The sequence below is a fragment of the Micromonospora polyrhachis genome, assembly GCF_014203835.1.
In the GTDB taxonomy this organism is placed as follows: Bacteria; Actinomycetota; Actinomycetes; order Mycobacteriales; family Micromonosporaceae; genus Micromonospora_H; species Micromonospora_H polyrhachis.
In genome coordinates this window covers 665154-688200 of record NZ_JACHJW010000001.1, presented here as the reverse complement: position 1 = coordinate 688200, position 23047 = coordinate 665154, and the positions used below count along the sequence as shown (strand labels likewise).

General features: G+C 67.0%; 18 protein-coding genes. 6 read left to right on the top strand and 12 right to left on the bottom strand.

The features are described from left to right. Nucleotides 1-60 precede the first annotated feature (60 nt). The 5 genes from FHR38_RS02765 to FHR38_RS02745 all read left to right on the top strand — a co-directional run bounded on the left by FHR38_RS02765 (nt 61) and on the right by FHR38_RS02745 (nt 4937). The gene (locus FHR38_RS02765) at nt 61-651 is read left to right on the top strand and encodes a DinB family protein (RefSeq protein WP_184532494.1); all 591 of its coding nucleotides are present in this window, start codon (nt 61-63) and stop codon (nt 649-651) included. A 363-nt stretch (nt 652-1014) separates the two neighbouring features. Then, nucleotides 1015-2448 carry a glycoside hydrolase family 10 protein gene (locus FHR38_RS02760; protein WP_184532492.1) on the top strand — a complete coding sequence of 478 codons (1434 nt, stop codon included), beginning with the start codon at nt 1015-1017 and terminating at the stop codon, nt 2446-2448. A 144-nt stretch (nt 2449-2592) separates the two neighbouring features. Continuing rightward, nucleotides 2593-3312 (top strand): hypothetical protein, encoded by a 720-nt coding sequence (locus FHR38_RS02755; RefSeq protein WP_184532490.1) that lies wholly within the window; start codon nt 2593-2595, stop codon nt 3310-3312. 200 nt (nt 3313-3512) lie between these two features. Further along, nucleotides 3513-4712 carry a cytochrome P450 gene (locus tag FHR38_RS02750; protein ID WP_184532488.1) on the top strand — a complete coding sequence of 400 codons (1200 nt, stop codon included), beginning with the start codon at nt 3513-3515 and terminating at the stop codon, nt 4710-4712. A 6-nt stretch (nt 4713-4718) separates the two neighbouring features. Beyond that, a complete protein-coding gene (locus tag FHR38_RS02745) occupies nt 4719-4937 on the top strand; it encodes a ferredoxin (RefSeq protein WP_184532486.1) in 219 nt (72 codons plus the stop codon). Between the two features lie 50 nt (nt 4938-4987). Here FHR38_RS02745 and FHR38_RS33065 read toward each other — a convergent pair whose 3' ends face one another. The 11 genes from FHR38_RS33065 to FHR38_RS31465 all read right to left on the bottom strand — a co-directional run bounded on the left by FHR38_RS33065 (nt 4988) and on the right by FHR38_RS31465 (nt 21211). Continuing rightward, entirely contained in the window at nt 4988-6280 is a 1293-nt protein-coding gene (locus tag FHR38_RS33065; RefSeq protein WP_184532484.1) for a phosphotransferase family protein, read from the bottom strand. Next, nucleotides 6277-11940, bottom strand: coding sequence for a non-ribosomal peptide synthetase/MFS transporter (locus FHR38_RS02735; RefSeq protein ID WP_184532482.1), 5664 nt, complete (start codon nt 11938-11940; stop codon nt 6277-6279). The genes FHR38_RS33065 and FHR38_RS02735 overlap by 4 nt, the downstream gene beginning before the upstream one ends. 6 nt (nt 11941-11946) lie before the next feature. Further along, nucleotides 11947-15105, bottom strand: a complete 3159-nt coding sequence (locus FHR38_RS02730) for a non-ribosomal peptide synthetase (RefSeq protein WP_184532480.1) — start codon at nt 15103-15105, stop codon at nt 11947-11949. Nucleotides 15106-15760: 655 nt separating this feature from the next. Next, nucleotides 15761-16306, bottom strand: a complete 546-nt coding sequence (locus FHR38_RS02725; RefSeq protein ID WP_184532478.1) for a flavoprotein — start codon at nt 16304-16306, stop codon at nt 15761-15763. After that, nucleotides 16296-16451 (bottom strand): hypothetical protein, encoded by a 156-nt coding sequence (locus tag FHR38_RS02720; protein ID WP_184532476.1) that lies wholly within the window; start codon nt 16449-16451, stop codon nt 16296-16298. Before FHR38_RS02720 ends, FHR38_RS02725 begins: the two co-directional genes overlap by 11 nt. 177 nt (nt 16452-16628) lie before the next feature. Beyond that, nucleotides 16629-17096 carry a GNAT family N-acetyltransferase gene (locus FHR38_RS02715; RefSeq protein WP_184532474.1) on the bottom strand — a complete coding sequence of 156 codons (468 nt, stop codon included), beginning with the start codon at nt 17094-17096 and terminating at the stop codon, nt 16629-16631. 1 nt (nt 17097) lies between these two features. Further along, the gene (locus tag FHR38_RS02710; RefSeq protein ID WP_512698620.1) at nt 17098-18606 is read right to left on the bottom strand and encodes a helix-turn-helix domain-containing protein; all 1509 of its coding nucleotides are present in this window, start codon (nt 18604-18606) and stop codon (nt 17098-17100) included. 577 nt (nt 18607-19183) lie between these two features. Beyond that, a complete protein-coding gene (locus tag FHR38_RS02705) occupies nt 19184-19375 on the bottom strand; it encodes a VOC family protein (protein WP_246446263.1) in 192 nt (63 codons plus the stop codon). A gap of 110 nt (nt 19376-19485) precedes the next feature. Then, a complete protein-coding gene (locus FHR38_RS02700) occupies nt 19486-19992 on the bottom strand; it encodes a hypothetical protein (RefSeq protein ID WP_184532469.1) in 507 nt (168 codons plus the stop codon). A gap of 63 nt (nt 19993-20055) precedes the next feature. Continuing rightward, nucleotides 20056-20415, bottom strand: a complete 360-nt coding sequence (locus tag FHR38_RS02695) for a hypothetical protein (protein ID WP_184532468.1) — start codon at nt 20413-20415, stop codon at nt 20056-20058. A gap of 589 nt (nt 20416-21004) precedes the next feature. Then, nucleotides 21005-21211: a VOC family protein gene (locus FHR38_RS31465; RefSeq protein WP_312882520.1), complete on the bottom strand. Its 207-nt coding sequence runs from the start codon at nt 21209-21211 to the stop codon at nt 21005-21007. Nucleotides 21212-21372: 161 nt separating this feature from the next. Between FHR38_RS31465 and FHR38_RS02685 the strand changes: the two genes are divergently transcribed. Next, nucleotides 21373-22206: a DUF4262 domain-containing protein gene (locus FHR38_RS02685; RefSeq protein WP_184532466.1), complete on the top strand. Its 834-nt coding sequence runs from the start codon at nt 21373-21375 to the stop codon at nt 22204-22206. Nucleotides 22207-22339: 133 nt separating this feature from the next. On the opposite strand, the gene FHR38_RS02680 is transcribed toward FHR38_RS02685, so the two are convergent. Continuing rightward, the gene (locus tag FHR38_RS02680) at nt 22340-22906 is read right to left on the bottom strand and encodes a hypothetical protein (protein ID WP_184532464.1); all 567 of its coding nucleotides are present in this window, start codon (nt 22904-22906) and stop codon (nt 22340-22342) included. Nucleotides 22907-23047: the final 141 nt, after the last annotated feature.

The window sequence follows — 23047 nt, the reverse complement described above, 5'->3', positions numbered from 1 at the left end:
GCCCTCGTCCGGTGCGGTGCGGTGCGCTGGTAACGGCTGGTTGGTGACATGCTGTCCGGCATGACCGGATCCGAGATGAAGGCTGGCTTTCGCCTGTACCTACAGGATGCTCGTGATGCGCTGTTGTGGAAGCTGGAGGGGCTTTCGGAGTACGACCTTCGCCGCCCGTTGACGCCAACGGGCACGAATCTGCTGGGACTGGTGAAGCACGTTGCCCTGGTGGAGGCGGGGTACTTCGGTGAGACATTCGGCCGTCCGTTCGAGTCGCCGCTGCCCGGGCATGAAGACGATGCGGAGCCCAACGCGGACATGTGGGCGACGCGCGATGAGTCGCGGGAGCTGATCGTCGACTTCTATCGTCGAGTCTGGGCCCACTCCGACGCGACGATCGAGGAACTCGCACTCGACGTGGTCGGTCGCGTCCCGTGGTGGCCGGCCGACCGCAACGAGGTCACGTTGCACCGCATCTTGCTGCATGTGATCGCTGAAACGCACCGGCATGCCGGGCATGCGGACATCGTCCGGGAACTCATCGACGGTGCCGCAGGGGCGCGGAAGGGAAACGGGAACCTGGGGTTCGGAGACCAGTCCGAGCGGCAGGAGCACTACCGCCGTCTACAGCGGGTGGCGGAGGGGGCCCGAGACCGCTGAGTTTCGCGAAAGTCCTGGTCGCACCCCCTTGTGATCGACTGGGACAGCACGTACCTCATCCGGGCGAAAATGACGTACCTGGTGTTCCAGCGAGCGTAAGCCAAGTTGGCGTGGTGGACCCCCTACGCGCGTGGCAAACGCGAGCAGGCGAATCACCCCATTGACGCGAGCTTCGCCGCGTGCTGATACTTGGAAGCGCTCCCATCGACGGTGGCCGTCGTGCGTGTCACGCTCGGCCGGATCACCCGCCCCGTTGTTGTCGTCTGCACGGTTTCCAGTGACGGGGCACGCGGCATTCGACGTGTCCGTCGTGCCATCGGCGTACCCGGCCGAGGTCACCCATCCGTCTGTGGAGGAGACCTCATGATCGACAGAAGGACCCATCCGGGGAGAGGCCGTCGCCGTACCCTCGTCGGGCTTCTCACGGCCACGGCCCTGGCGATGATCGCCGGGGCCGTGGTGCCGGCCCTTGCCAGTTCCGCCACTACGCTCAAGGACCTGGCGGAGGCGAAGGGGAAGGAGATCGGCTTCGCCCTCGACCCGAACCGCCTGTCGGAGTCCGCCTATCGCAACATCGCCGACACCGAGTTCAACCTGGTCGTCGCCGAGAACGCGATGAAGTGGGACGCCACCGAGCCCGCGCGGGGCTCGTTCAACTGGAACGGCGCCGACCAGGTGGCGAACTACGCCACCAGCGGCGGCAAGAAGCTGTACGGCCACACGCTGGTCTGGCACTCGCAACTGCCCGGCTGGGTCAGCAACCTGTCGTCACCGGCCGAACTGCGTACCGCAATGGTCGACCACATCAGCGCGGTGGCCGGGCGTTATCGCGGTCGGGTGACCGCCTGGGACGTGGTCAACGAGGCGTTCAACGACGACGGATCCCGCCGGAGTTCGGTGTTCCAGCAGCGGCTCGGCAACGGCTACATCGAGGAGGCGTTCCGGGCCGCCCGAGCTGCCGACCCGACCGCCAAACTGTGCATCAACGACTACAGCACCGACGGGATCAACAACAAGAGCACCGCGATCTACAGCCTGGTCCAGGACTTCAAGGCGCGGGGCGTACCGATCGACTGTGTCGGCTTCCAGGCGCATCTGATCGTCGGGCAAGTGCCGGCCAATATGCAGCAGAACCTCCAGCGCTTCGCTGACCTCGGAGTCGACGTACGCATCACCGAGCTGGACATCCGCATGCAGACTCCGGCCGACGCCACCAAGTTGGCCAACCAGGCCGCCGACTACCGGCGGGTCTTCCAGGTGTGCCTGGCGGTGGCCCGGTGTGCCGGTGTCACGGTCTGGGGCATCACCGACCGGTACTCCTGGGTCCCCGGCACCTTCCCCGGCCAGGGGGCGGCGTTGATCTGGGACGACAACTACCAGCGGAAGCCGGCGTACGACGCGGTGACCGAGGCGCTCGGCGGAATCGTGACGCCCACGCCGACGCCGACGGTCACCTCGCCCACCACTCCGCCGCCAGTCGGTGGCTGCCGGGTCAGCTACACACCCAACACGTGGAACACCGGCTTCACCGCCAACGTCACCGTCGCCAACCTCGGCACGACGACCGTCAACGGCTGGATCCTGACCTTCGGCTTCACCGCCGGCCAGCAGGTCACCTCGGGCTGGAACGCCACCGTGACACAGTCCGGTGGGCAGGTCACCGCCCAAAACATGAGCTGGAACGGCACGATACCCCCGAACGGTTCGCAGAGCTTCGGCTTCCAGGGGACGCACAGCGGCACCAACCCGTCGCCCACGTCGTACGCCCTGAACGGCAACCCTTGCACCATCGGCTGATCTGATCGCGCGTCCGGCGAATGCGGGTGGGGAATCCGAGTACGGGTGCCCCATCCGCATGCGTGGCTCAGCGGCACCGTCGGCAGTCGGTCGTTCCCATGAAATCCTGTGGTAGCCGGATCGACACGTGACTAGCCTGCTCTGATGCGTAGCGGCGTGGAGGCAGCGGTCGAGGCTCTCTACGAGGTCTTCGCGCGCTACCCGCTGATCGAGTCCGTGGCCTACTGCGACCACTGTGTCGGCCCGGAGCAGGTGGTGGACCTCCACCGCACACCGCTGCGTCACCTTACCGACGAACAACTCGGCCCGCTGCTGTCCAAGTCCATGACGACCTGGGGCGACCAGCGCTACCTGAACCACTTCCTGCCCCGGCTCCTGGAACTGGTCGCGAGTGGTGAGATGAACCAATGGAGCTACCCGTCGTTTCTGCCGCACCGGATTGGTGGCCCATGGCGGTCGGGTGCCGACGACGAGCGGCGTGCGATCGGAGACTTCGCAGCAGCGTGGTGGAAGCAGACCACATCGACCTATCCCGGCCCATGTGAGCCGAGCGAGGTGCTCGACACCATTGCCGACTGCGGCCAAAGCGTCGCGCCCTATTTGTTCGGATGGCCGGCAGTGGCCGGGGAACCCGCAGCGCGCCAGCTCGCCGCCCTGGTCCAGGATCTCCTGGGTTCCGCGCGGCGAGCGAGTGACTTCTGGCGCGAGGTCGACCAGTGGCTCGCGGGGCCAATGCCTACGGACATACTTGCTGCCGCGGTCGTGGCAACCGGAAGCCCTGACGTGGCGCAGGAGTTGAGTGACGTCTACGAACACCTGGCTTGCTGGCGAGAGTGGCGAGCGGTCACCCCCGACGAGCGCTGAACCGCGTACGTGCATTTGGCGCAAAAGACCACCATGACAGATGGTGTCGTTGCAGTAGCAGGCGGTAGTTTTTGGGCGTGTTGCGTGCCGCAGGACGATCGAGGTAACGGTGGACTCGTTGCTCTGGCATCGCAGCCTCGGACAAAGCTCCATCCACTTTGCTCTGACTCAGGGCTGGCTCTACCGAGAAGGACACCCCGATGACCTCGACGGTACCGATCCCCCAGGGAATACCCCTCCAACGTGTCCAGCCGTTCGATCCGCCAACCGATCTCACCGCGTTGCGTGACGAACGGCCGGTCAGCCGCATGATCTATCCCGACGGGCACGAGGGCTGGCTGGTGACTGGCTACGACGCGGCCCGGGCGGTGCTGGCGGACGTCCGGTTCAGCTCACGTCGAGAACTGATCCGGTCACCTATTTCGCTGGATGTGCCGCCGCAGCGCCTGGAACCGGCACCGCCGGGAGCCATGATCGTCACTGATCCGCCCGAACACACCCGCTACCGTCGGCTGCTCATGGGGCAGTTCACCGTCCGACGAATGAACCAGCTCACCCCACGCATCCAGCAGATCACCGACGACCACCTGGCCGCGATGCGCAAGGAAGGGCCACCGGCGGACCTGGTGCGATCCTTCGCGTTGCCCATCCCGTCCCTGGTGATCTGCGAACTGCTCGGTGTGCCGTACGAGACCCGGGACGAATTCCAGCGCGAATCCGCCGTACTGTTCGATCTGCATATCAAGGCCGAGCAGCGCCAGGCCGCAGCCACCAAGCTGGAGCGGTTTCTCCAGGATCTGGTGGAACACAAGCGGGCGGAGCCGGGAGACGACCTGCTCGGCGGTCTGGTCACCGGCAGCGACCTGACCGACGAGGAACTGACCAACATCGGGCTGCTGCTGCTCATCGCCGGCCACGAGACCACCGCCAACATGCTCGCGCTCGGGACGTTCGCGCTGCTACAGCACCCGGAACAGATGGCGGCGTTGCGGTCGGAGCCGGAACTGGCCGTCAACGCGGTCGAGGAACTGCTGCGCTATCTGAGCATCATCCACATCGGGCCGATGCGTGCCGCGACCGAGGACGTCGAAATCGAGGGCGAGCTGATCCGGGCCGGAGAGTCGGTCACCGTGTCAGTACCCGGAGCCAACTGGGATTCGGCGCGCTTTCCCGAGCCGGAGCAGCTCGACATCACCCGGCGCGCCACCGGCCATCTCTCCTTCGGCCACGGTGTGCACCAGTGCCTCGGGCAGCAGCTGGCCCGGGTGGAGATGCGGATCGCCTACCCGGCACTACTGCGCGAGTTTCCCACGCTGGGGCTGGCCGTACCGGCCCGGGAGGTTCCCCTGCGGACCGACATGGCCATCTATGGCGTGCATCGACTTCCGGTCACCTGGTAGGCGCAGATGTTCGTCGAGGCGAACCCCGAGCGATGTTGCGGTGCGGGGATGTGTGCCCTCGCCGCACCCGAAGTCTTCGGCCAGGATGAGGAGGCCGGAACGGTGCTGGTGTTGGCCTCACCGCCGGACGTCGAACACTGGGAGGCGGTGCAGGACGCCGTACAGTTGTGTCCCTCCGGTGCGATCCGGATCGTCATGAGCCGAGTCGACGAACAGCCGATCTGACGGTGTGGTTCGGCAGGTCACTGCGGATCGTGCGCCAGCTGCGGTGGCGGTCACTGCGGATCGCGCCAGCCGGTGAGCTGCCCGTCCCGGCCATCGAACGCGTCGCGGATCCGGCGGGCCCAGACGTACGCCATCGGCAGGTAGTCGAACGCGTACGCCGGGCCCATCCGGTCGGCCAGATCGGCGAACTTGGCCAACTCCACCAGGGCGGCGACCGGCCGGGCGGTCCGCCATGCGTCCAGCAGTGTGCCCGGTGTGGCGAACTTCCGCCAGCCGTCCAGATAGGCGGTGAGCTGCCGTCGGGCGTCCTGCTCGCCGACCGAGTGCAGCCAGCCGGCGAGGTCGAACAGCGGGTGCGAGACGGCGGCGAAACTCCAGTCGAACAGCAGCGGACCGTCCGTCCGGTCGGCGGCGTTGTGCTGGTGGAAGTCACCGTGCACGAGGGTGAGCGGGAGGTCGAAGTCCTCCAGTTCGGCGCACCGGTCCTGCAACCACATTCCGATCCGGGTCAACTGCGCCCGGTCCGGTGTGCCGGCGCGTTGCCACAGGTCGGCCCGGCGCATCAGTGCCGGCACCTGATCGGCGAGGTCGTCGAGACCGATCTGCGGGCAGCCGATCTCCCGCAACCGTCGTACCTGGTCGACCGCACCGACCTGGATCCGGGCCAGCATTCGCAGGGCGCCGATCGCATCGCGTACCGGTGGCTGGGCGTCGAAGTCGGCGGTGAGCCACCAGCCGTCGTCAGGGGAGTGGGCGAGCAGCTCGGGCACCGCCCTTGGCCACGAACCCGCGAGGTGCCTGATGAGCTGTGGCTCGTGGGCCAGGTGCGGCAGCACCGCCTTCAGGAACACCCGGCCCTCGGAGGTCGGGGCACAGAGTACGGCGGAGGTCGTCCAGTGCCGGATCTGGGCGACCGGTCCCGTCCGGCGTCCGCCCCGGCTGGCCAGCGTCGCGTCGATCCAGTCGACGGCCCGGCTGAACCAGCCTGACCGATACCACGGTGGTCGGGTGGTGGGCGCGGAACGGGCCACCCAGTCGCGGACCGTCGTGCCAGCGAAGGCGGCCGGGTCGTACCAGCCGTATCCGCCGGTCGGTTCGCCGTCGACCGGCTCCGCCACGAACACCGTCGCGTCGAGTGGTTCGAGTAGGGCCACCACGAGGCCGGTCTCGGTGGTGACCCGAGCCGGTAACTGGCTGCTCGGCGGGGGCCAACTGTTGGACAGCCGGATGTGGGGCAGGGCCGCACCCGAACCGTACGGCCGGCCGAGGACCCGGCCGGCGGCCGTGACGATCACTTCGAGTTCCACCAGGTCGTCCACTGTGGTGCCGAGCGGCGTGGTCACGGCTGCCGCCCGGCGGTGGTGCCGCTGCCCACCAACGTCCGCGACTCGGCGGACGGGGTGGTGTCTCGGTGCCGGTCCTGGAGGGCCTGTACGCCGACGAGGTCGTCGGGCAGGGCATCCGGGGTGGCCGTGTCGAACCGCGCCACGGCGGGGATCCGCGAGGCGACGAGGACGAGCACGACGATGGCCAGCCCGGCGAGCACGTAGACGAACGCGATCCCCCGACCTTCGCCGACCCCGATCAGCGTGCCGACGGTGCCGGCGAGCGCCCCGCCGGGCATCAGCATGGGTTCGAAGAACGCGCTCGCGCTCGGGGCGATTACGGCGAAGCCCAGCGGCAGGGTGGACCACGAGATCATCTGGTTGAGGGCCGCCGCCCGGCCGTGGTAGCGCTGAGGGATCTTCACCTGCACGATGGCGCGGTAGATGCCGGTGGTCAGGGTCAGGCCGGCGGCGATGCCGCAGGCTCCGATCGCCACCGTCACCAGATCCGGTCGGAGCCCGACCAGGATGGCGGAGAGGGCGATCATGAGGACGGCCAGCAGGACGCCTCGCATCGGCCGGCGGGCCGGCCCACCCCAGATCGCCACCAGCATCCCGGCGACGGTGGCACCCACGCCGCTGAGCACCGAGACGGTGGCCGCCTCGTCCAGACCCCCGAACGACAGCACCAGCGGGTTGGTCAGGATCAGGGCCGGGGCAAGGAAGATGTTCAGCACCAGGAAGAAGATCAGCATCGCCCGGAAGTTGCGGTGGCCCCAGGAGAACCGGAAGCCGTTGGCGATCTCGGCGAGCATCGTCTCCCGCCGGTGCCAACCCATCATCGCCGGCCAGCGGACGACGGCGGTGACGCCGATGGCGACGGTGTAGCTGACGATGTCCAGGATCAGGATTCCGTCCAGGCCGATGCTGTTCAGCAGGCTCGCGGCGACCAGCGGGACGAGCAGCGTACCGAAGCTGTTCACCAGCTCGACCACGCCGATGGCGTGCCGCAGGTAGTGCTTCGGCACCAGTTGTGGCACGGAGGCCACGTACGCCAGGCGTTGGAAGGCCGCCGCCACCGACAGCGCGACCATCAGACCGTAGAGATGCCAGAGTTGCAGGGTGTCGGTCCACAGCAGGGCACCTAGCCCGAGTTGGATGGTGAACGCGGCGCTGCTGGCCCCGAGCAGCACCAGCTTCCGGTGGGACCGGTCCACCACGGCACCGGCCAGCGGGGCCACCACCAGTCCCGGCAGCAGTCCCAGGGTGACGAAGAGAGCGAGCTGCGCCACCGAGCCGTAGGTCAGGTAGATCCAGATCGGAATCGCCCACGACGTGAACGTGGAGCCGATCAGGGAGACGAGTTGGCCGCTGGCGACCCCGAGGAAGCGACGCATGCTCGGCACGGCGGCGCGTCGCCGTCGGGTGCCCGGCGGCGGGTCCGTGGGATCGTCCCGGTCACTTCGGTGTATGCCGTGCAGCCACCACGGGCTGTCCGGTCCCCGGGCGGCCCGGGTCAACGCCGCGGCGTCGTCCTCCGTCAGCGCGCGGTGGGTCCTCGTGACGATCTCGGCCACCTCGGTGGCGCGGTACCGGTTGAAGTAGTGGCCGCCCTCGTCCAACACCACCAGGGCACAGGTGTCGGAGAGGAAGTCCCACTCCCGGTAGCGCTCCTCGTAGTGGTCGGTGGCCGGGTCCTGTTCCCCGATGACCGAGATGACCGGGGCACTGATCTTCGCGATCCGCCGATCGAGCAGACCGCCGTAGTAGTCCTCGGCGCTGCGGGTGTCGTGCCGCATGTTGCGGATGATCCGGTTGACCTCGTCGAGGCCCAGGTCCTCGATGTCGACGCCCCGGCCGATCAGCCGGTTGATGAAGGTGCGGTTGCTGCGTAGCGACTCCATCTCGGCGAAGCGCGACAGTCCGCTGAGGATGCCCTTGGGCCGGGCGAACGGAAAGATGCCACCGATGTAGACGGCAGTCAGGTCCCGTCCAGCCTGCTCCAGTCGCCGGGCCACCTCCACCACCGTGGCGCTGCCGATGCCGCAGTGGCCGTAGAGGGCCAGCGGCCCCGACACGTCCCGCAGGATCTCGGTGACGATTCCGGCGACCAGATCGTCGAACTCCAGCGTGTCCTGCGAGCCGCCGGCCTCCTCGTTGTGGATGGCCACCGAGTAGAGCCGGTGCCCGCCCGGCATCGCCTCGGCCAGCGCCTGGTAGACCGCTGCGCTGCCGCCCCCGTACGGAACGCAGACCAGGGACAGCACGTGCTGGTCGTCCCGGACCGGCCTGGTCAGCTCGTGTAGCAGTCGGGCCGGTCGGTCCGCGTCGGCTGGTTCGTCGAGTAGCCGGGCGAGTTCCCGGACCGTCCGGCAGCGGAACAGGTCCATCAGGGCGATCGATCCACCTCCGCCCCTGGCCTCCAGACCGGCCCGGATCCGGGTGACGACCCGGGTGGCGAGCAGCGAATGGCCACCGATGTCGAAGAAGTCGTCGTCGATGCCGACCCGGTCGAGGTTGAGCAGCTCAGCCCAGATACCGGCGATCAACCGTTCGTGCTCGGTACGCGGCTCGATGAACTCCTGTTCCGTCTGCTGGGTCACGTCCGGGTCCGGCAGGGCCCGATGGTCCAGCTTGCCGTTCGGGGTGAGTGGGAACGCGTCGAGCACCACGAACGCGGCCGGCACCATGTAGTCGGCCAGGCTCTGCCCGACCTGCTCCCGCAGTCGGGCCGGAGTCGGTCGGGCAGCGGGGTCGGCCGGGACGACATAGGCGACCAGCCGCCGGTCGCCGCCGGCGTCCTCGTTGACCAGCACCGCCGCGGACCGCACCTCGGGGCTGCGGTGCAGGGCCGCCTCGATCTCGCCGAGCTCGATCCGGTAGCCACGGATCTTCACCTGCCGGTCCACCCGGCCCAGGTATTCCAGGGTCCCGTCGGTTGACCAGCGCACCCGGTCGCCGGTGCGGTACATCCGGGCCCCGGGGATCCCGCTGAACGGCTCCGGCAGGAACCGTTCGGCGGTCAGCGCCGACCGGTTGAGGTAGCCCCGGGCGAGGCCCGACCCCGCAACGTACAACTCGCCTGGCACCCCTGCCGGCACCGGGTTGAGGTGCCGGTCCAGCACGTAGGCCCGTAGGTCGTCCAGGGGACGACCGATCGGCGAGGAGACGTTCCGGCGTACGTCGCGACGGCGGATCCGTCCGGCGGTGACGTGCACCGTCGTCTCGGTGATGCCGTACATGTTGACCAGGGCCGGCTTCTGGTCGCCGTACTGGCTCATCCAGTGCCGCAGGTCGCGCAGGTGTAGCGCGTCGCCGCCGAAGACGACGGTCCGCACGTCGAGGTCGGCGAAGGAGCGATCGGTCTCGGTGAGGGTGGCCCGTAGTCCCCGGAACGCCGCCGGAGTCTGGTTGAGCACGGTCACCCGCTGCTCACGCAGCACGTCCAACAACCGCTCCTGGTCCCGGATGGCGTCGGTGGGTACGACGACGAGCCGACCGCCGTACGCCAGGGCGCCCCAGATCTCCCAGACGGAGAAGTCGAAGGCGTACGAGTGCAGCATCGCCCAGACGTCGTTCTCGTCGAAGTCGAAGTGTGCCTCGGTGGCGGTGAGTAGCCGTACCACCTGGCGGTGTTCGACCAGGACCCCCTTCGGGGTGCCGGTGGAGCCCGACGTGTAGATGACGTAGGCCAGGTTCTCCGGCGCGACCGTCGACCTGGGCGCGTCCAGCCCCCCGTCGACGGCCGGCTCGGCGGCGTTCGGCTCGGTCGGCGCGGTCGGCTCCTCGTCGTCCAGGCAGATTACCTGCCCGGCGTAGGTCGGCAGCCGGTCCCGCAGTTCCCGGTCGGTGATCAGGACCGGTGCGCCGGTGTCGGCGAGGATGAACTCCAGCCGCTCCCGGGGATAGGCCAGGTTCAGCGGGACGTACGCCCCACCGGCCTTGAGCACACCGAGGATCGCCTCGACGGTGGCCACGCTCGGCTGCAGGTGCAGGGCGACCAGCGTGTCCGGCCCCACCCCGAGCCGGCGCAGCCGGTGGGCCAACCGGTCGGCGCGTCGGTCGAGTGCGGCGTAGCTGACCTCGGTGTCACCGAAGACCAGCGCGACGGCGTCCGGCCGGCGGCGCGCCTGTGCCTCGAACAACTCGGGCAGGGTCTGCTCCACCGGGAACCGTGCCGCGCCGCCCGCCCACTGCTCCAGCACCACGCTGCGGTCGGAGTCGGTGAGCAGGCCGAGGTCCCGCAGCGGTGCGTCGGGGCGGGCGGTCACGGTCCGCAGCAGGTGCGTGAGGTGTCGGCTCATCCGCTCGACCGTCGCGGCGTCGAAGAGGCCGGTGTTGTAGGTGAACTCGCAGTACAACTGGCCGGAGCGGGTCTCGACGACGAGCAGTTCCAGGTCGAACCGGGTGGCCGACAGGTCGAGGATCTCCCAGCGAGCGGCCAGCCCGTCGCCGTCCGCCCCGGCACCGGTGCTGTGGTCGCGTATCTGGTAGTTCTGTAGGGCGAAGGTGGCCTGGAACAGCGGCGACCGGCTCACGTCCCGGGCCACGCCCAGCTCCGCCACCAGTTGCTCGAACTGCACCCGCTGGTGGCTGAGGCCGTCCAGGACCGTTCGTCGGGTCCGGCCCAAGAGCTGCCCGAACGACTCCTCGTCGCCCAGTTGGGCCCGCATCGGCAGCATGTTGACGAACATGCCGACCAGGCCCTCCAGTTCCGAATGGTCCCGGCCGGCAACCGGCGAACCGACCGCGAAGTCGGTCTGGTCGCTGTAGCGGGCCATCAGCAACTGGTATGCCGCCAGCAGGGTCATGTAGAGCGTCGCGTCGTGCCGCCGGGCCAGCTCGGTCACGGCCCCGGCGAGCGGGGCGTCGATCTCGAACTGATGGGTCGCGCCGTCGAAACGCTGGGTCGGCGGCCGGGGTCGGTCGGTGGGCAGTTCCAGGGCGGGCACCCCGGCGAGCTGGTCGGTCCAGTACTTCAGTCCTCGCTCGACACTCGGCTGGTCACGCTGCCAGTGGGCGTAGTCGCCGTACTGCACCGGCAGTGGTGCCCAGGTCGGTTCGGCTCCCGCCTGCCGGGCCCGGTAGGCCGTCAGCAGGTCACCGACCAACACGTCGATGGACCAACCGTCACTGACGATGTGATGGGTCTCCAGCGACAGCAGGTGGGCCTGTTCGCCGTACCGGATCAGCTGGGCCCGGACCAGCGGCCCGGCAGCGATCTCGAACGGACTGGCCGCCTCGATCCGGGCCAGGTCCAGCGCCTGCTGCCGGCCGTCGGCCGGATCGTCGGCGGTGACGGTGTCCAGCCGCAGCGGTACCGAGAGCGTCTCGGCCACGGCCACCGACGGCTGGCCGTCCTCGACCGGCGGGAAGCTCATCCGCAGGCTCTCGTGTCGGGCCGCCAGGTCGTCGAGGGCTCCCCGGAGCAGGGTGGCGTCGACCGGACCGTCGAGCCAGACCGCGACCGACACGTGGTAGGCGGCCCCTCCGGTGCCGAGCTGCTCCACGAACCAGAGGCGCTCCTGGGCGTACGACAGCACCCGGGGGGCGTCCGCCGGCCGGGGGCCGATCCGGGCCGCGGATTCGGCCCGGGGCCGTAGCAACCGGTCGAGGAGCGCCTGCTTGGTCGCGGACAGCCGGACGTCCCGGGTGCCCGAATCCGGGGCTACGGACATTCGTGGTTACCTCTCCTGGGCGGCGAGTAGCGCGGCAGCCTCGTCCTCGGAAAGCTGGTCGAGCTGGGCGATGAGTAGCTGCTCGACCTCGGCGGCCAGCTCGGCCACCGTCGGGCGGGCGAAGAGCAGGTGGATCGGCAGGTCGAGGTCGAGGGTGTCGGCCAGCCGGGCCATCACCCGACCGGCCAGCAGGGAGTGTCCGCCCAAGTCGAAGAAGCTGGCGTGCACGTCGACGGTGTCGACGCCGAGCACCGCCGCCCAGGCGTCGGCGACCAGTTCCTCGGCGGTGGTCCGGGCGGTGGTGGGGGCGGCTGCCGGCCCGTTCGCCTCGGTCGGGGTGGGCAGCGCGGCGGTGTCCAGCTTGCCGCTGGGCAGCATCGGCAGAGCGGCCAGCCCGACGATGGCGGCCGGCACGATGGCTGCCGGCAGGACCGCGCGTAGGGCCGAGCGCAGTTCGGTCGGCTCGGCGCCACCCACGATGTACGCCACCAGGCGCTTGTCGCCGTTACGGTCCGGCTGGGCTACGACGGCCGCCTCGCGTACGCCCGGTTGGGCGTGCAGGGCTGCCTCGATCTCGCCCAGTTCCACCCGGACACCGTTGACCTTCACCTGCCGGTCGACGCGTTCGAGGAATTCCAACGTGCCGTCCGGTCGCCAGCGGCAGCGGTCCCCGGTGCGGTAGAGCCGGGAGCCGGGCGGGCCGAACGGGTTGGGGACGAAGGCGGCTGCCGTGTGCGCCGGCCGCCGCAGGTAGCCCCGGCCGAGCGGGATGCCACCGATGTGCAGATGTCCGGGCACCCCGACCGGGGTGTGCTCGCCGTCGTCGTCGAGGACGTGGAACGTGGCGTCGACCATCGGGCCACCGAGCGGCACCGGCCCGGTTACCCGGGTCTCGGGCGCAACGGTGTACGCCGACACGGCGATGGTGGCCTCGGTCGGCCCGTACAGGTTGTGCAGCGGCACCGGCAGTACGGCGTGCAGCGCGGCGGCCAGATCGCCGGTGAGCTGCTCGCCGATGCAGGTCGCGTTCCGGATGTGCCGGCAGCTGGCCAGGCCGGGGTGGGCCACCAGGTGGCGGAGCACGGTGGGTACGCAGGAGAGTAGGGTGACTTCTTCCCGACGGGCGGTCTCGAACAGCCGGGTCGGGTTGAGTGCCCCCTCCGGTGGCGCGATCACCAGGGTCGCCCCGGCGACCAGCCCCGGATAGACCTCCTGCCCGAAGACGTCGAAGTTGGGGGAGGTCAGGACGAGTAGGCGGTCCTCGGCGGTGACCCCCACCTGCTCGACGAACCAGGTGGCGTGTGCGGCGAGTGCGCGGTGCGCGACCATCGCACCCTTGGGCTGGCCGGTCGAGCCGGAGGTGTGGATGACGTAGGCGAGCCCGAGCGGATGGGGGGTGAGCGGCGCGATCGCCTCGTCGGCTCCGCCGTCGGCGTACGGTTCGAGGTGGTCGGTGCAGACGATGGTGTGTGTACCGACGGGCAGGTTCTGCCGGAGTTGTTCCGTGGTGATGACCACGGACGTGGCGGCATCGTCCATCAGGTAGGTCAGCCGCTGCGCTGGCTGGGCGGGGTCCAGCGGCACGTACGCCGCACCGGTCTTGAGCACCGCGAGCATCGCGACCACCACCTCGGCGGAGCGGGGCAGGGCGATGCCGATGAGCTGTTCCGGCCCGGCCCCGAGCGTACGGAGCCGTTGCGCCAGCTCGTCGGTGCGCCGATCCAGTTCGGCGTACGTGATCGAGGCTTCGCCGTCGCGGATGGCGATCGCCTCCGGACGTCGCGCGGCCTGGCTGCGGAACAGGTCGACGATGTCGGGGCCGGGGGATCCGGTCGGGCCGGTGGCCCAGTTCACCGCCACCAGTTGTCGTTCCGCTTCGGTCAGCACCGGCAACGCGGACAACACGGTCGCCGGGCTGGCCAGCGCGCTGTCGAGCAGGTGCAGGTAGCGCTGGACGACGAGTTCCGCGGTACGGGCGTCGAACAGGTCAGACCGGTATTCCAACCGTCCCTTGACCTCGGCCAGCTCCAGCAGGAACTCCTCGTGGGCCACCCCGTTGCTGGTACTCAGCCCCACATCGCCCAGGTAGTTGAAGCCGAGTTGGTAGAGCGGCTGCACCCCGGCGGTCCGGGGTGGGGCCAACGCCTCCACCAGGCGGGGGAGGGGCAGTGCCTGGTGTTCCAGGGCGGCCAGCATCGTGTCCCGGACCCGTTCGACCAGCTGACCGAAGGTGGGATCTCCGGCCAGGTCGATCCGGAGTACGACGGTGTTGACGAACATCCCGATCAACGGGGCGAGTTCGGGGCGGTCCCGCCCGCCGACCGGGAGCCCCACCATGATCGTCGGATCACCGGAGAGCCGGTGTAGCAGCGCCGCGTAACCGGCGAGCAGCACCATCGCCGGACTCGCCCGGTACCGCGCCCCGAACGGGGCGAGCGCGCCACGTAACCCGTCGGGCATGGGAAAGACCAGCTCCGCACCGGGTCGGTGCGGGTCCGCAGTGCGCGGACGATCGGTGGGTACGCCGTGCACCGGTGGTGCCCCGGCGAGGCGACTGCGCCAGTAGGCGAGGTGTGCGTCGAGTGCCCCGCTCTGGATCTGCTGGTGTTGCCAGGCGGCGTAGTCGGCGTACTGGATCTCCAGGGTGGGCAGCCGGGCGGCGCGCTTCTCTACGGCGGCGCGGCACAACTCCTCGATCTCTTCCGCGAAGATGGGCTGCGAGTTGCCGTCGTAGATCGCATGATGGGTGACGATCAGCAGTGTCTGGCAGTCCGGGCGGCGGATCAGTCGGGCCCGCCACAGTGGGGCCTGATCGAGGGTGAACGGCTCGGCCAGCGCGGCGACCTCCGCTAGGTCGATCTCGCGGTCCAGATCCGCCTCCGACAGGGCGGACAGGTCCAGCACTGGTAGCTCGACCGGTACGTCGGCGTGCACGACCTGGGTCAGTGTCCCGTCCTGGACCCGGATGGTGGTGCGGAACGGCTCGTGCCGGCGGACGAGTTCGGCTAGGGCCGAGCGGACGATCTCAGGGTCGAGGTCGGCGGGGAGCTGGACATATCCGCGCAGGTTGTAGGCGGCGGCTTCGGTGCCCATCTGGCTGGCCAGCCAGATCCACTCCTGGGCGGAGGATGCCGGGAATGTGTGCTCGCCGGACCCAGACGCCACGTTTCCTCCCCATGATGCAGAAACCGCTGTCGCTGGCGGCGGGTTGATGCTAGCCGTGTAACTACCCGCGTCCCTCGGTTGAACCTCTATATATAAATGTCTAGTTGCCCATGTCCGGCGGCGGCCCGGGTCCCCTGGTTGGGCCAGCTGACCAGTCCGTCCACCGTCTCGGCCATCCCTCCTAAGAGGAGTGAGGGCCTAGATGTGTCTAACTAGGACGAAACGCGGCCACTGTCACCCGCTCCCACCAGCCTCCACCGAACCTGCCCGCAGTCGCCCATAGTGCAGGACTTACGTCCCGTCTGTTGGGATGACTGGAGACCTTGGAGAGTGACGGCCCCTCCAGGGGCCATCTGGCTCCAAGATCTCCCATACGGTCAGCCGTGGCCCGGGTTTGCCTGCGTCGCTCTCAGCAGCAAGGGGCGTCTTCGCTACGGTAACCATCCCAGTTCGGAGAACCGCCCGACTTGCCGGGCCCTGCGCGGCTGCCGACCGAAAGGCTTACCGCGGATCATCGGCGAGAAACGGCGCGCTGCACAAGCCGACCTCGTTCAAGACTGTGCTCCGAGCGTTTCGCGGGCCGAATGAATCGATTGCATCGCAGACCGCTCAGCGGCCGAGGACGTGCTGTTGCATACCGAGCATGACGGACACCTTATCCAGGTACTGGTGGTCGAAGGATCTCTTCAAGTGCTCTTTGAATGAGATGCCACAGGAACGGTTGGTCATTGGTATGTGGCCGGATAGCTTCAGAGTGGGTGAAGGTCACGCCAGCACCGGTAAGCAGCTCGACATGCCGAGCGTAGGCGGGGTGCTGGGTGAGCGTCGACTTGGCGTAGGGGGAGGCCAGGATCGGTAGCCCGAGGCCGAGTGCTTCGTTGAGGATTCCTAAAGCCAAGTTGTCGCTGATGCCGGTAGCCCATTTGTTGATTGTGTTGAAGGTAGCCGGTGCGACGACGACAGCATCTGCCTTCGGCAGAGGATCGACGTCGTCGGGGCGTCTGAATTCGCACCGAACGGGGTATCCGGTCTGCTCCGCAATAATCTTGCGGTCGATCCACGTTGCTGCTGTTGGTGTGGCTATCACGCAGACGATCCAGCCATCGTCCATCATCAGTTTGATGAACTCGTCGATCTGGCGTGCTGGAGGAGCGGCGCAAACCACGAGGTAGAGGACCGGTTGTACGGGGCTAGTGCTCATGGTCAGCCGAGGAGACCGGCGCGCTGGGCCATTGGCCGGAGACCAGGGTGACGCTTTGACGTTCCCGGCTGAGGAGGTCGGCAAGTAGGGCGCGGCTACGAATGTTGAACGTCAGGATCTCTGGGGCGATGCGCTCGGCTTCCATCAGGTGCAGCACTGGGACCGCGCTTTCCTCTTGCCTCTCGGCGGTGGTTATGGCGAGGCTTATATAGGTGCACGTGAGAAGTGTGGCCATCAGTCGCCTGTCATTCTTTCAACTTGGCGATGCCGGTTGAACGAGTGGATGTCGGGATTCTTGGCATGGTGTGCAGGCAGGTGAGGGTCAAGTTGATTGGTGAAGATCCGACCTGTAGAAAATCTTTGTGGATAGGTGGCTGGCTTCAAGGTGAGAGTAGAATCTCTGGGCGGCTTCATTGTCTTGGTCCGTTGTCCATTCCACTCGGCTACACCCGGTTTCGGTTGCGATCGCCGCCACGCTGCTCATGAGCAGTCTTCCGATGCCACGCCGTCGGTGAAGCTTGCTGACATATAGCTCTTTCAGATAGAGAGATCGGGTGAGTCTGACGGCTGGCCATAGAAATGAGTATGACGCGAGGCCGATCGTTTTATTGTTGTCCTTCGCTAATAGTAGATTTATGGCGGGGATGCTGCCGAAAACATGATCCTTTATCTCGGCCTGCCTATCCTCGATTGGTGCGAATTTGGATACGCCGTAATAGCGATCCATTTCTTCGAGCAGTGCGGCGATGGCCGGGATGTCGGCTGATTTGGCGGGCGAGACGGATGGCATATTACCATCCCCTCTCTTTGGAGATTGTGAGCATGAGGAGATCGTGAAGTTCAACAGATGGACTGTTTGCTAGATATCCATTTGGCAGGGATTTGTATACGTCCCACGCGCGTGCGAATATCAGGCCCGAACGTTGAATTTTATTCAGGCTGCACAACTCTCCGAGTGCGATAGCGGTCGCAGCATCCGCATCGCCTTCCGTCGCTAGGCAGATGGCTTGGTCGAAGCGCACCAGTGTCCGGTCGAGAAAATCGGTCTGGGGATATAAGGTCAGCGCTCGGTCCTGAGCTGAGCGTGCGGCTGTGGAGAACCTCAGGTGAGTGTAGGTGTTACTTTCGTGGAACCGGAGTTGGGCCTCGTCATAGCCGAAGGCAGAGGCGATAGCGCCTGTATCTGTACTGAGCCTTCCAAGATGATTTTCAGCCCGGTTCAGGGCGGACTGCGCCTCTCGGAGGTGGCCGAGTCTTGCTTCGGCCCTGGCTTGAAGCGCAGCTGCCAACGGCACGCCAGCACACGGTATGTTCCGGGCGATTGTTTGCGCCTCGGATGCCACGGCGATGGCCATCGCACAGTCGCCGCTGTAGTAGTGCACATAGGCTTCCTGGCCTCGTACCCAGGAGCGGGTGGTCGGATCTCCTGTCTCATCAGCGGCGATTCGGGCGGTGCGGATCCAGGATCGAGCATGGCCTGGCTCGCCCATTTTGATCAACGTCAGGAATACGAGCCCGGCCATCTGTGCTGCTATGCGGGTGAGGCGGCGAAATGACGATGACGGCATTCGGCGATCGAGTAATCGGCGGATCTCGTCGAAGTCTGTGGCTAGCTCCGGAAGTTGCTCTGAAGCCGCACGTTGTTTAGTTCCCTCGCCGTGCTGGAGAACCAATTGTTCCCAGTAGTCCAAGCACGTCGTCGATGCGGAGCCACCCGAGATTGAGTCGACGAGGGCTTGTCGGATCAACTCGAGCTGGGCAAGAGTGTCGGGTGCCTGACCAGAGAGCGAGACGGTGCTGTCCCCGTTGGCTGAGCAGTTGCCGGCGAGCGTTGGGTCGGTCATTACGAAAGTCCGCCGAGTCACGTCTGTGAGGGGGGGACTGGCTGACTCCGCGGGTTGATCCTCGGGGAGCTTGAACCAGAGGAGGTGGGCGGGGATGTGGAGGAGTTGGGCCCAGTGGATGAGGCGGTCGAGGTGGATCATGGGTGGGCTGTTTTCGGCTCGGCTGAGTTGGGCTTGGGTGATGCCGAGCCAGCGGGCGACGAGTTCTTGGGGTAGGGCGAGTCGGCCGTGGTAGGGGTGGTAGCGGTAGGCGCGGACGACTTTGCCGAGGTGACGCTCGTGTAGGGCTTGGCGGACGGGTTCGTGGTCCCAGAAGGTGGCCGGTAGTGCGGGTGGTGTGGTGAGTCGGTCGCGTTCGGCGGTGTGGCAGGGGGTGCAGCGTCCGCTGTCGTTGTCGCGGGCCAGTCGGGCTCCGCAGCGTGGGCAGGTGTGGTGTCGTGCCGGCGTCCTCGCCATGGTGGGCGGCTCCGTCCGTTGTGGTCTGCGTTCGAGCCTATCCATTCAACACGCAACGTTGAAGATCGTTATACGCGTTGCGCATGCCAGCTATCCGCGCATTGATGTCCTGATCGGGGGTGTGCCCAGTACTTATGTGCCGTCCGGGGTCAGCAGGCCAGGTGGAGGCAGCCTTCGTCTGTTCAGGATTACCAGGTAGGGTGCATACCGGACACGGCAAGCTGGCGCACGAAGGGTCTGTGAGTGAAGATCACAATTACTGTTTGTGATGTCTGTCAGGGCCCGGGGCAGCCGGTGCGGAGCTATCGCCTCATGTCGGACGGACGGAGCACCGATACCGATCTTTGCCAGGAGCATGGGGCGCTGCTCGAAGCGCTCTTCGTTGCTGAGGAACCATCAGTTCTGCCGGCGGGTCGACGCCGGTATCAGGGATCAGCGGTTGACGAGATCGAGGCGCGCCGGTCCCGGCGGGTGGCCGGCGACTGACAACGCCTCGCTCGCGCTGCTTGAGCATGGCGATCTTCTCGGCAACATGGCAGTTGCAGTTTGTGACGAGTTGCGGGTGCTCGCTCGTGGCCTAGTTCTGCGGTGCCAGGGTGCGTAGGACGCAGAACTCGTTGCCCTCGGGGTCTGCCATGACTACCCAGTTTCGGTCTGCGCCTTGGCCCACATCCGCCTTGCTGGCGCCGAGAGCGAGTAATCTGGTTACCTCGTCGGCGGTGCTGCCGTCGATCGGGCTGACGTCGAGGTGAAGTCGGTTCTTCGCCATCCTGCCCTCGGGGGCAGATGGTAAGAATTTGGACATCTTTATTGAAGTGCAGAGGGCAACCTTGGTGAACCAAGAACCGAGGACTGTCCAAGGCTGCGTCCTGAACATTGTCAGAAGACGCGCCACTCCCGAGGCGGTACGTAGTCCCAGGTCACTTCGGCTCGCTGATCCAGGAAGACAGGCCGGCTGAGTACGACGTCACCGGCGCGCTGCGCGCGAGAGATCAGCCCAAGTTCGGGTAGCTCTGGGTCCCCAGCGTGCGTGTAGCGCAACTCTCGTCCATGTACCTCGGCTTGATCGAGCATCCACTTCTCGACCTCGGACGGCATTCGCGCGACCAGGGGCACTCCGTTGAGCTGCACCTGCGGGCCTCGGAGGGCGTCGATCGCAATGCAGTACAGGGACCCGTCCGAGTAGTACACCGTCAGACCGATACTGCCGAACGACGCCTCGCTGCAGTCCGGCGCGATCCCAATGGTGGGACTGGCCACCGCGCCGTCGAGCGCCGCCACCACTTCGGCGTGCGTCGCCCCGAAGCGCAGCGGGCCAACGCCTTCTAGCGGAACGAGATCCCACCGATCGCGCTCATCCTCACCCGTGACGTCCCAGATGCCCACAGCCGCTCCTCATCGTGCCCAATCGCCCTCGCAGGCTTGCCCCTACCTCAAGCCGTCTCTAGATCAACGTGGGTCGGCCGTATTCCATGGGTAGTCGAACTGCATCGGGGTCAAACCCCAATCGGCCAGCAGGGACAGGAGGTCGGAGTGGCCCCGCGCTGAGGCAGTTGCGACACAAACAGCGCCGACGTCGTAGTCGAACGTGTCGAGCAGCCGCTCGTCGTACTCCCAGTGCCGTACCTCGTACGCGCGGGACGTGTCGTTCCGAACCCAGCCTTCTTGTTCGGCCGTACGGTCCGCGTCGGTTCGACGCGGAACGATATCGACGAAGGCCCGGCGTCCCGGCCCACCCGCCGCAACCTCGGTCGCCAACCGGCGTCCGTAGTGCAGCGCAGCCAGCATCGGCGGCGAGAACCCGGTCATGGGTGTTCGCCGCCAGATCTCACGCCACAGATAGCGGGTGCGCGAAGCCTCCGCCAGGCGCACGCCGCCGTCACGCCTACGTGGTTGGATACCGCAGCTGAGGCAGACCCTCTCGCGCAACAGTCCGCCACACAGCGGACACTCATCCTCGATCAACGTTCCCGCGATGTATACCTTGATGAGACGCCTGACGATGACCGGTAACGGATCGACGGGATGATGCGAGGGATCAGGACAGAAAGCGATCCCGAAGAGCCCATACTGCTGCCACCGATCACGTACCGGGACGGCACGTTGCCCCCGTGCCTTGGCCGCCCGACGCTCGGCCGCGAACCCCGTGGCGTGTCGCAACCAAATGGCTCGTGCTGCGGAGAGCTCGTCCACCGCCCGATTCAACGCCGCAGGGTCATCATCGAGCCGCTGCGGAATCCGTGCGTTCACGATCAAATGGTGCCAGGTGGCACGGAACCCGTAGGGCGCGCAGCGCAGCGTGCACTCACGGAGGTGCAGGAGCCGTTCAAACTCCGGCAGCGACTCGTCGCGGACGCGGAGCGCAGCCGCCGGGAAACTGGTCATAAGAGCCGCTACGCTACACGCGCTCCGTGGCACTGCGTTCGACGCAGAACAGGTTGCCCTCCGGGTCGGCCATCGTCACCCAGCCCGTGCCGTCCGGCTTGCGATGATCCTCGTACTCGGTCGCGTCGAGACCCTTCAACCGCTCGACCTCGTCGTCGCGGCTGCCGTTGGTGGGCATGACGTCGAGATGGATGCGGCGACCGGTTCTGGGTTCACCGATTTTCCCCTCGGCCCCATAGGGGAAGAATCGGACATTCTTGTCTCGACCGTCAAGGGCAACCTGCGGGAACCAAGAACCGATTACCCGTCAGGTGCTCAGCGCGATCGTACAAGCGTGGTCTCAGGATGGGGTACCTCCGAGTTGGCTTGTATCGTGCGCTGATGCAAACCGCGGCGTGCCCCTGCTACATCTGCACTGACACTGCTCCCGGCCGTGATGAGGGCATCGTCGCGACTGTCCGCGAGCACGGCTGGTGCGCGTTGCGCGTCGGCGGCGGCAGCGCGGAGTTTGCCTATACCGTCGGTCTCTGGCACAGCTTCCGTCGATCAGAGATCGTGATGTTCGGTTTGCCGGGCGAGGGGATGCAGCTGTGGCTCAACGCCTGCGTGGACCTGCACGCCAGTGGCGATTGGCCGGCCGAAGGCGAGCCGTTCGAGGGTGTGATCGACGGACATGTCACGCAGTTGCGCCAGGTGGACGAGTCGTGGCGCGAGGCGCTGTTCGGCTCGGCGCACCGCTTCTATCGCGGCTGGCCGGTCCCGGTGCGGCAGTTGGTCTGGCCCGACCGCAGCGGGCTTTGGCCTTGGGAACCTCAGGCTACTGAGAGCAGTAAGACGCGGCAGGCGTTCGCGTGGCTGCCTGTCGACGACCATCCGGCAGGCGGCTGGCCACTCGTCGGCGAGATGCCCGACTTCCCGTTCCGATGCGGCCCAGACGCCGATGCCCTGACTACTCGGAGCATCCTCGACAGCCGTCTACCCATCGCCCGTCTCGTCTACGACGAAGGCTGCTACGACGTGCTGGACGAGCGAGGTTACGGTGCCGACGATCTTTGCCTTGCGTACCTGGGGGACCTGGTCAAATGCCACCCGATGCTCGGCCCGCTCGCCACGCTCGCAGACGGCCACACCGCTTTCGCGGATGGCGTGGTGGCGCCCGTTTCGGATTCCGAGCGGCAGCGAAGCGTGCAAGCATGGTCGACAGCCACGTCGTAGGGCTGGGAGGCTTCTCCACCACGTCGGAAAGAGGAGCGAGAGAGCCGGGTAACGGCGAAGCGCGCTCGGCAGCGCGCCGCCCTCGCACGCCGTGAGCGCAGGCTTCATAACCGAGCGTTCACGTTCAATGCGGTCAGGCTGGTGGATCGTCTCGATACAGATCCGACTTCACGCCTCGGCCGCCCCAGCGCGTCGCCGTGAGTTCCGGCCGTGGGCGGGTGGGTTTGGGCACCCAGCCGTAACGCCTGGTGTCCGGCGCAGCGTCGTCCCAGTCGGCGATCAACACGAACGGATCCTCGGCGGGCTCGGCCCCGACGGCGCAGGGCTCCCGGACCACCATGGCGGGGTAGAAGCGCGTCTCCTGCGCAACGTCGCAGTCGTCAGTCCGGGAAGCGACCAAGGCGCCGCACTGCTCGCAGGCGACGCAAGGACTCCACCCCACCAGCGACCAGCAGCCGGTGAGTACGAGGTCATGGACGAATCGAGTCCCGCGTACATCGCCGGGTGAGAGCACAAATGTGCCGACAATCTTGTCGCTGCCGAACGCGGCCTCATCGATCGCATAGGTTCCGGGGTCGAGCAGCGGAGGGTTCACATGGTGGCAGTCCAGTAGCGACCAATGCGGTCCCACCGGCAACTCCACCAGCTGTACCGGGATGCTCAGCGCGTTTCCACAACTCGCGCACCGGAAGCTCTCCACCGCCGCAGTATGCCCCCACCGACAGGACCAGGGCACCCGAGATATGCAACGAAGACCTGTACGAACACGCCTCTCTGGATGGTCGCGTCTCTTCGGCCCAGCTAGTCCCCGAAGTCGAACTCGAAGGTGCCGGCCTCGATG

What these genes read in the sequence shown, in the direction of transcription:
- FHR38_RS02750 (WP_184532488.1), top strand. Translation starts at nt 3,513, where the DNA reads ATGACCTCGACGGTACCGATCCCCCAGGGAATACCCCTCCAACGTGTC.
- FHR38_RS02695 (WP_184532468.1), bottom strand. Translation starts at nt 20,415, where the DNA reads ATGACCGGGTTCTCGCCGCCGATGCTGGCTGCGCTGCACTACGGACGC.
- FHR38_RS02760 (WP_184532492.1), top strand. Translation starts at nt 1,015, where the DNA reads ATGATCGACAGAAGGACCCATCCGGGGAGAGGCCGTCGCCGTACCCTC.
- FHR38_RS02745 (WP_184532486.1), top strand. Translation starts at nt 4,719, where the DNA reads ATGTTCGTCGAGGCGAACCCCGAGCGATGTTGCGGTGCGGGGATGTGT.
- FHR38_RS02715 (WP_184532474.1), bottom strand. Translation starts at nt 17,096, where the DNA reads ATGCCATCCGTCTCGCCCGCCAAATCAGCCGACATCCCGGCCATCGCC.
- FHR38_RS02720 (WP_184532476.1), bottom strand. Translation starts at nt 16,451, where the DNA reads ATGGAAGCCGAGCGCATCGCCCCAGAGATCCTGACGTTCAACATTCGT.
- FHR38_RS02755 (WP_184532490.1), top strand. Translation starts at nt 2,593, where the DNA reads ATGCGTAGCGGCGTGGAGGCAGCGGTCGAGGCTCTCTACGAGGTCTTC.
- FHR38_RS02765 (WP_184532494.1), top strand. Translation starts at nt 61, where the DNA reads ATGACCGGATCCGAGATGAAGGCTGGCTTTCGCCTGTACCTACAGGAT.
- FHR38_RS02705 (WP_246446263.1), bottom strand. Translation starts at nt 19,375, where the DNA reads ATGGCGAAGAACCGACTTCACCTCGACGTCAGCCCGATCGACGGCAGC.
- FHR38_RS02710 (WP_512698620.1), bottom strand. Translation starts at nt 18,606, where the DNA reads ATGGCGAGGACGCCGGCACGACACCACACCTGCCCACGCTGCGGAGCC.
- FHR38_RS02685 (WP_184532466.1), top strand. Translation starts at nt 21,373, where the DNA reads ATGCAAACCGCGGCGTGCCCCTGCTACATCTGCACTGACACTGCTCCC.
- FHR38_RS02725 (WP_184532478.1), bottom strand. Translation starts at nt 16,306, where the DNA reads ATGAGCACTAGCCCCGTACAACCGGTCCTCTACCTCGTGGTTTGCGCC.
- FHR38_RS02735 (WP_184532482.1), bottom strand. Translation starts at nt 11,940, where the DNA reads ATGTCCGTAGCCCCGGATTCGGGCACCCGGGACGTCCGGCTGTCCGCG.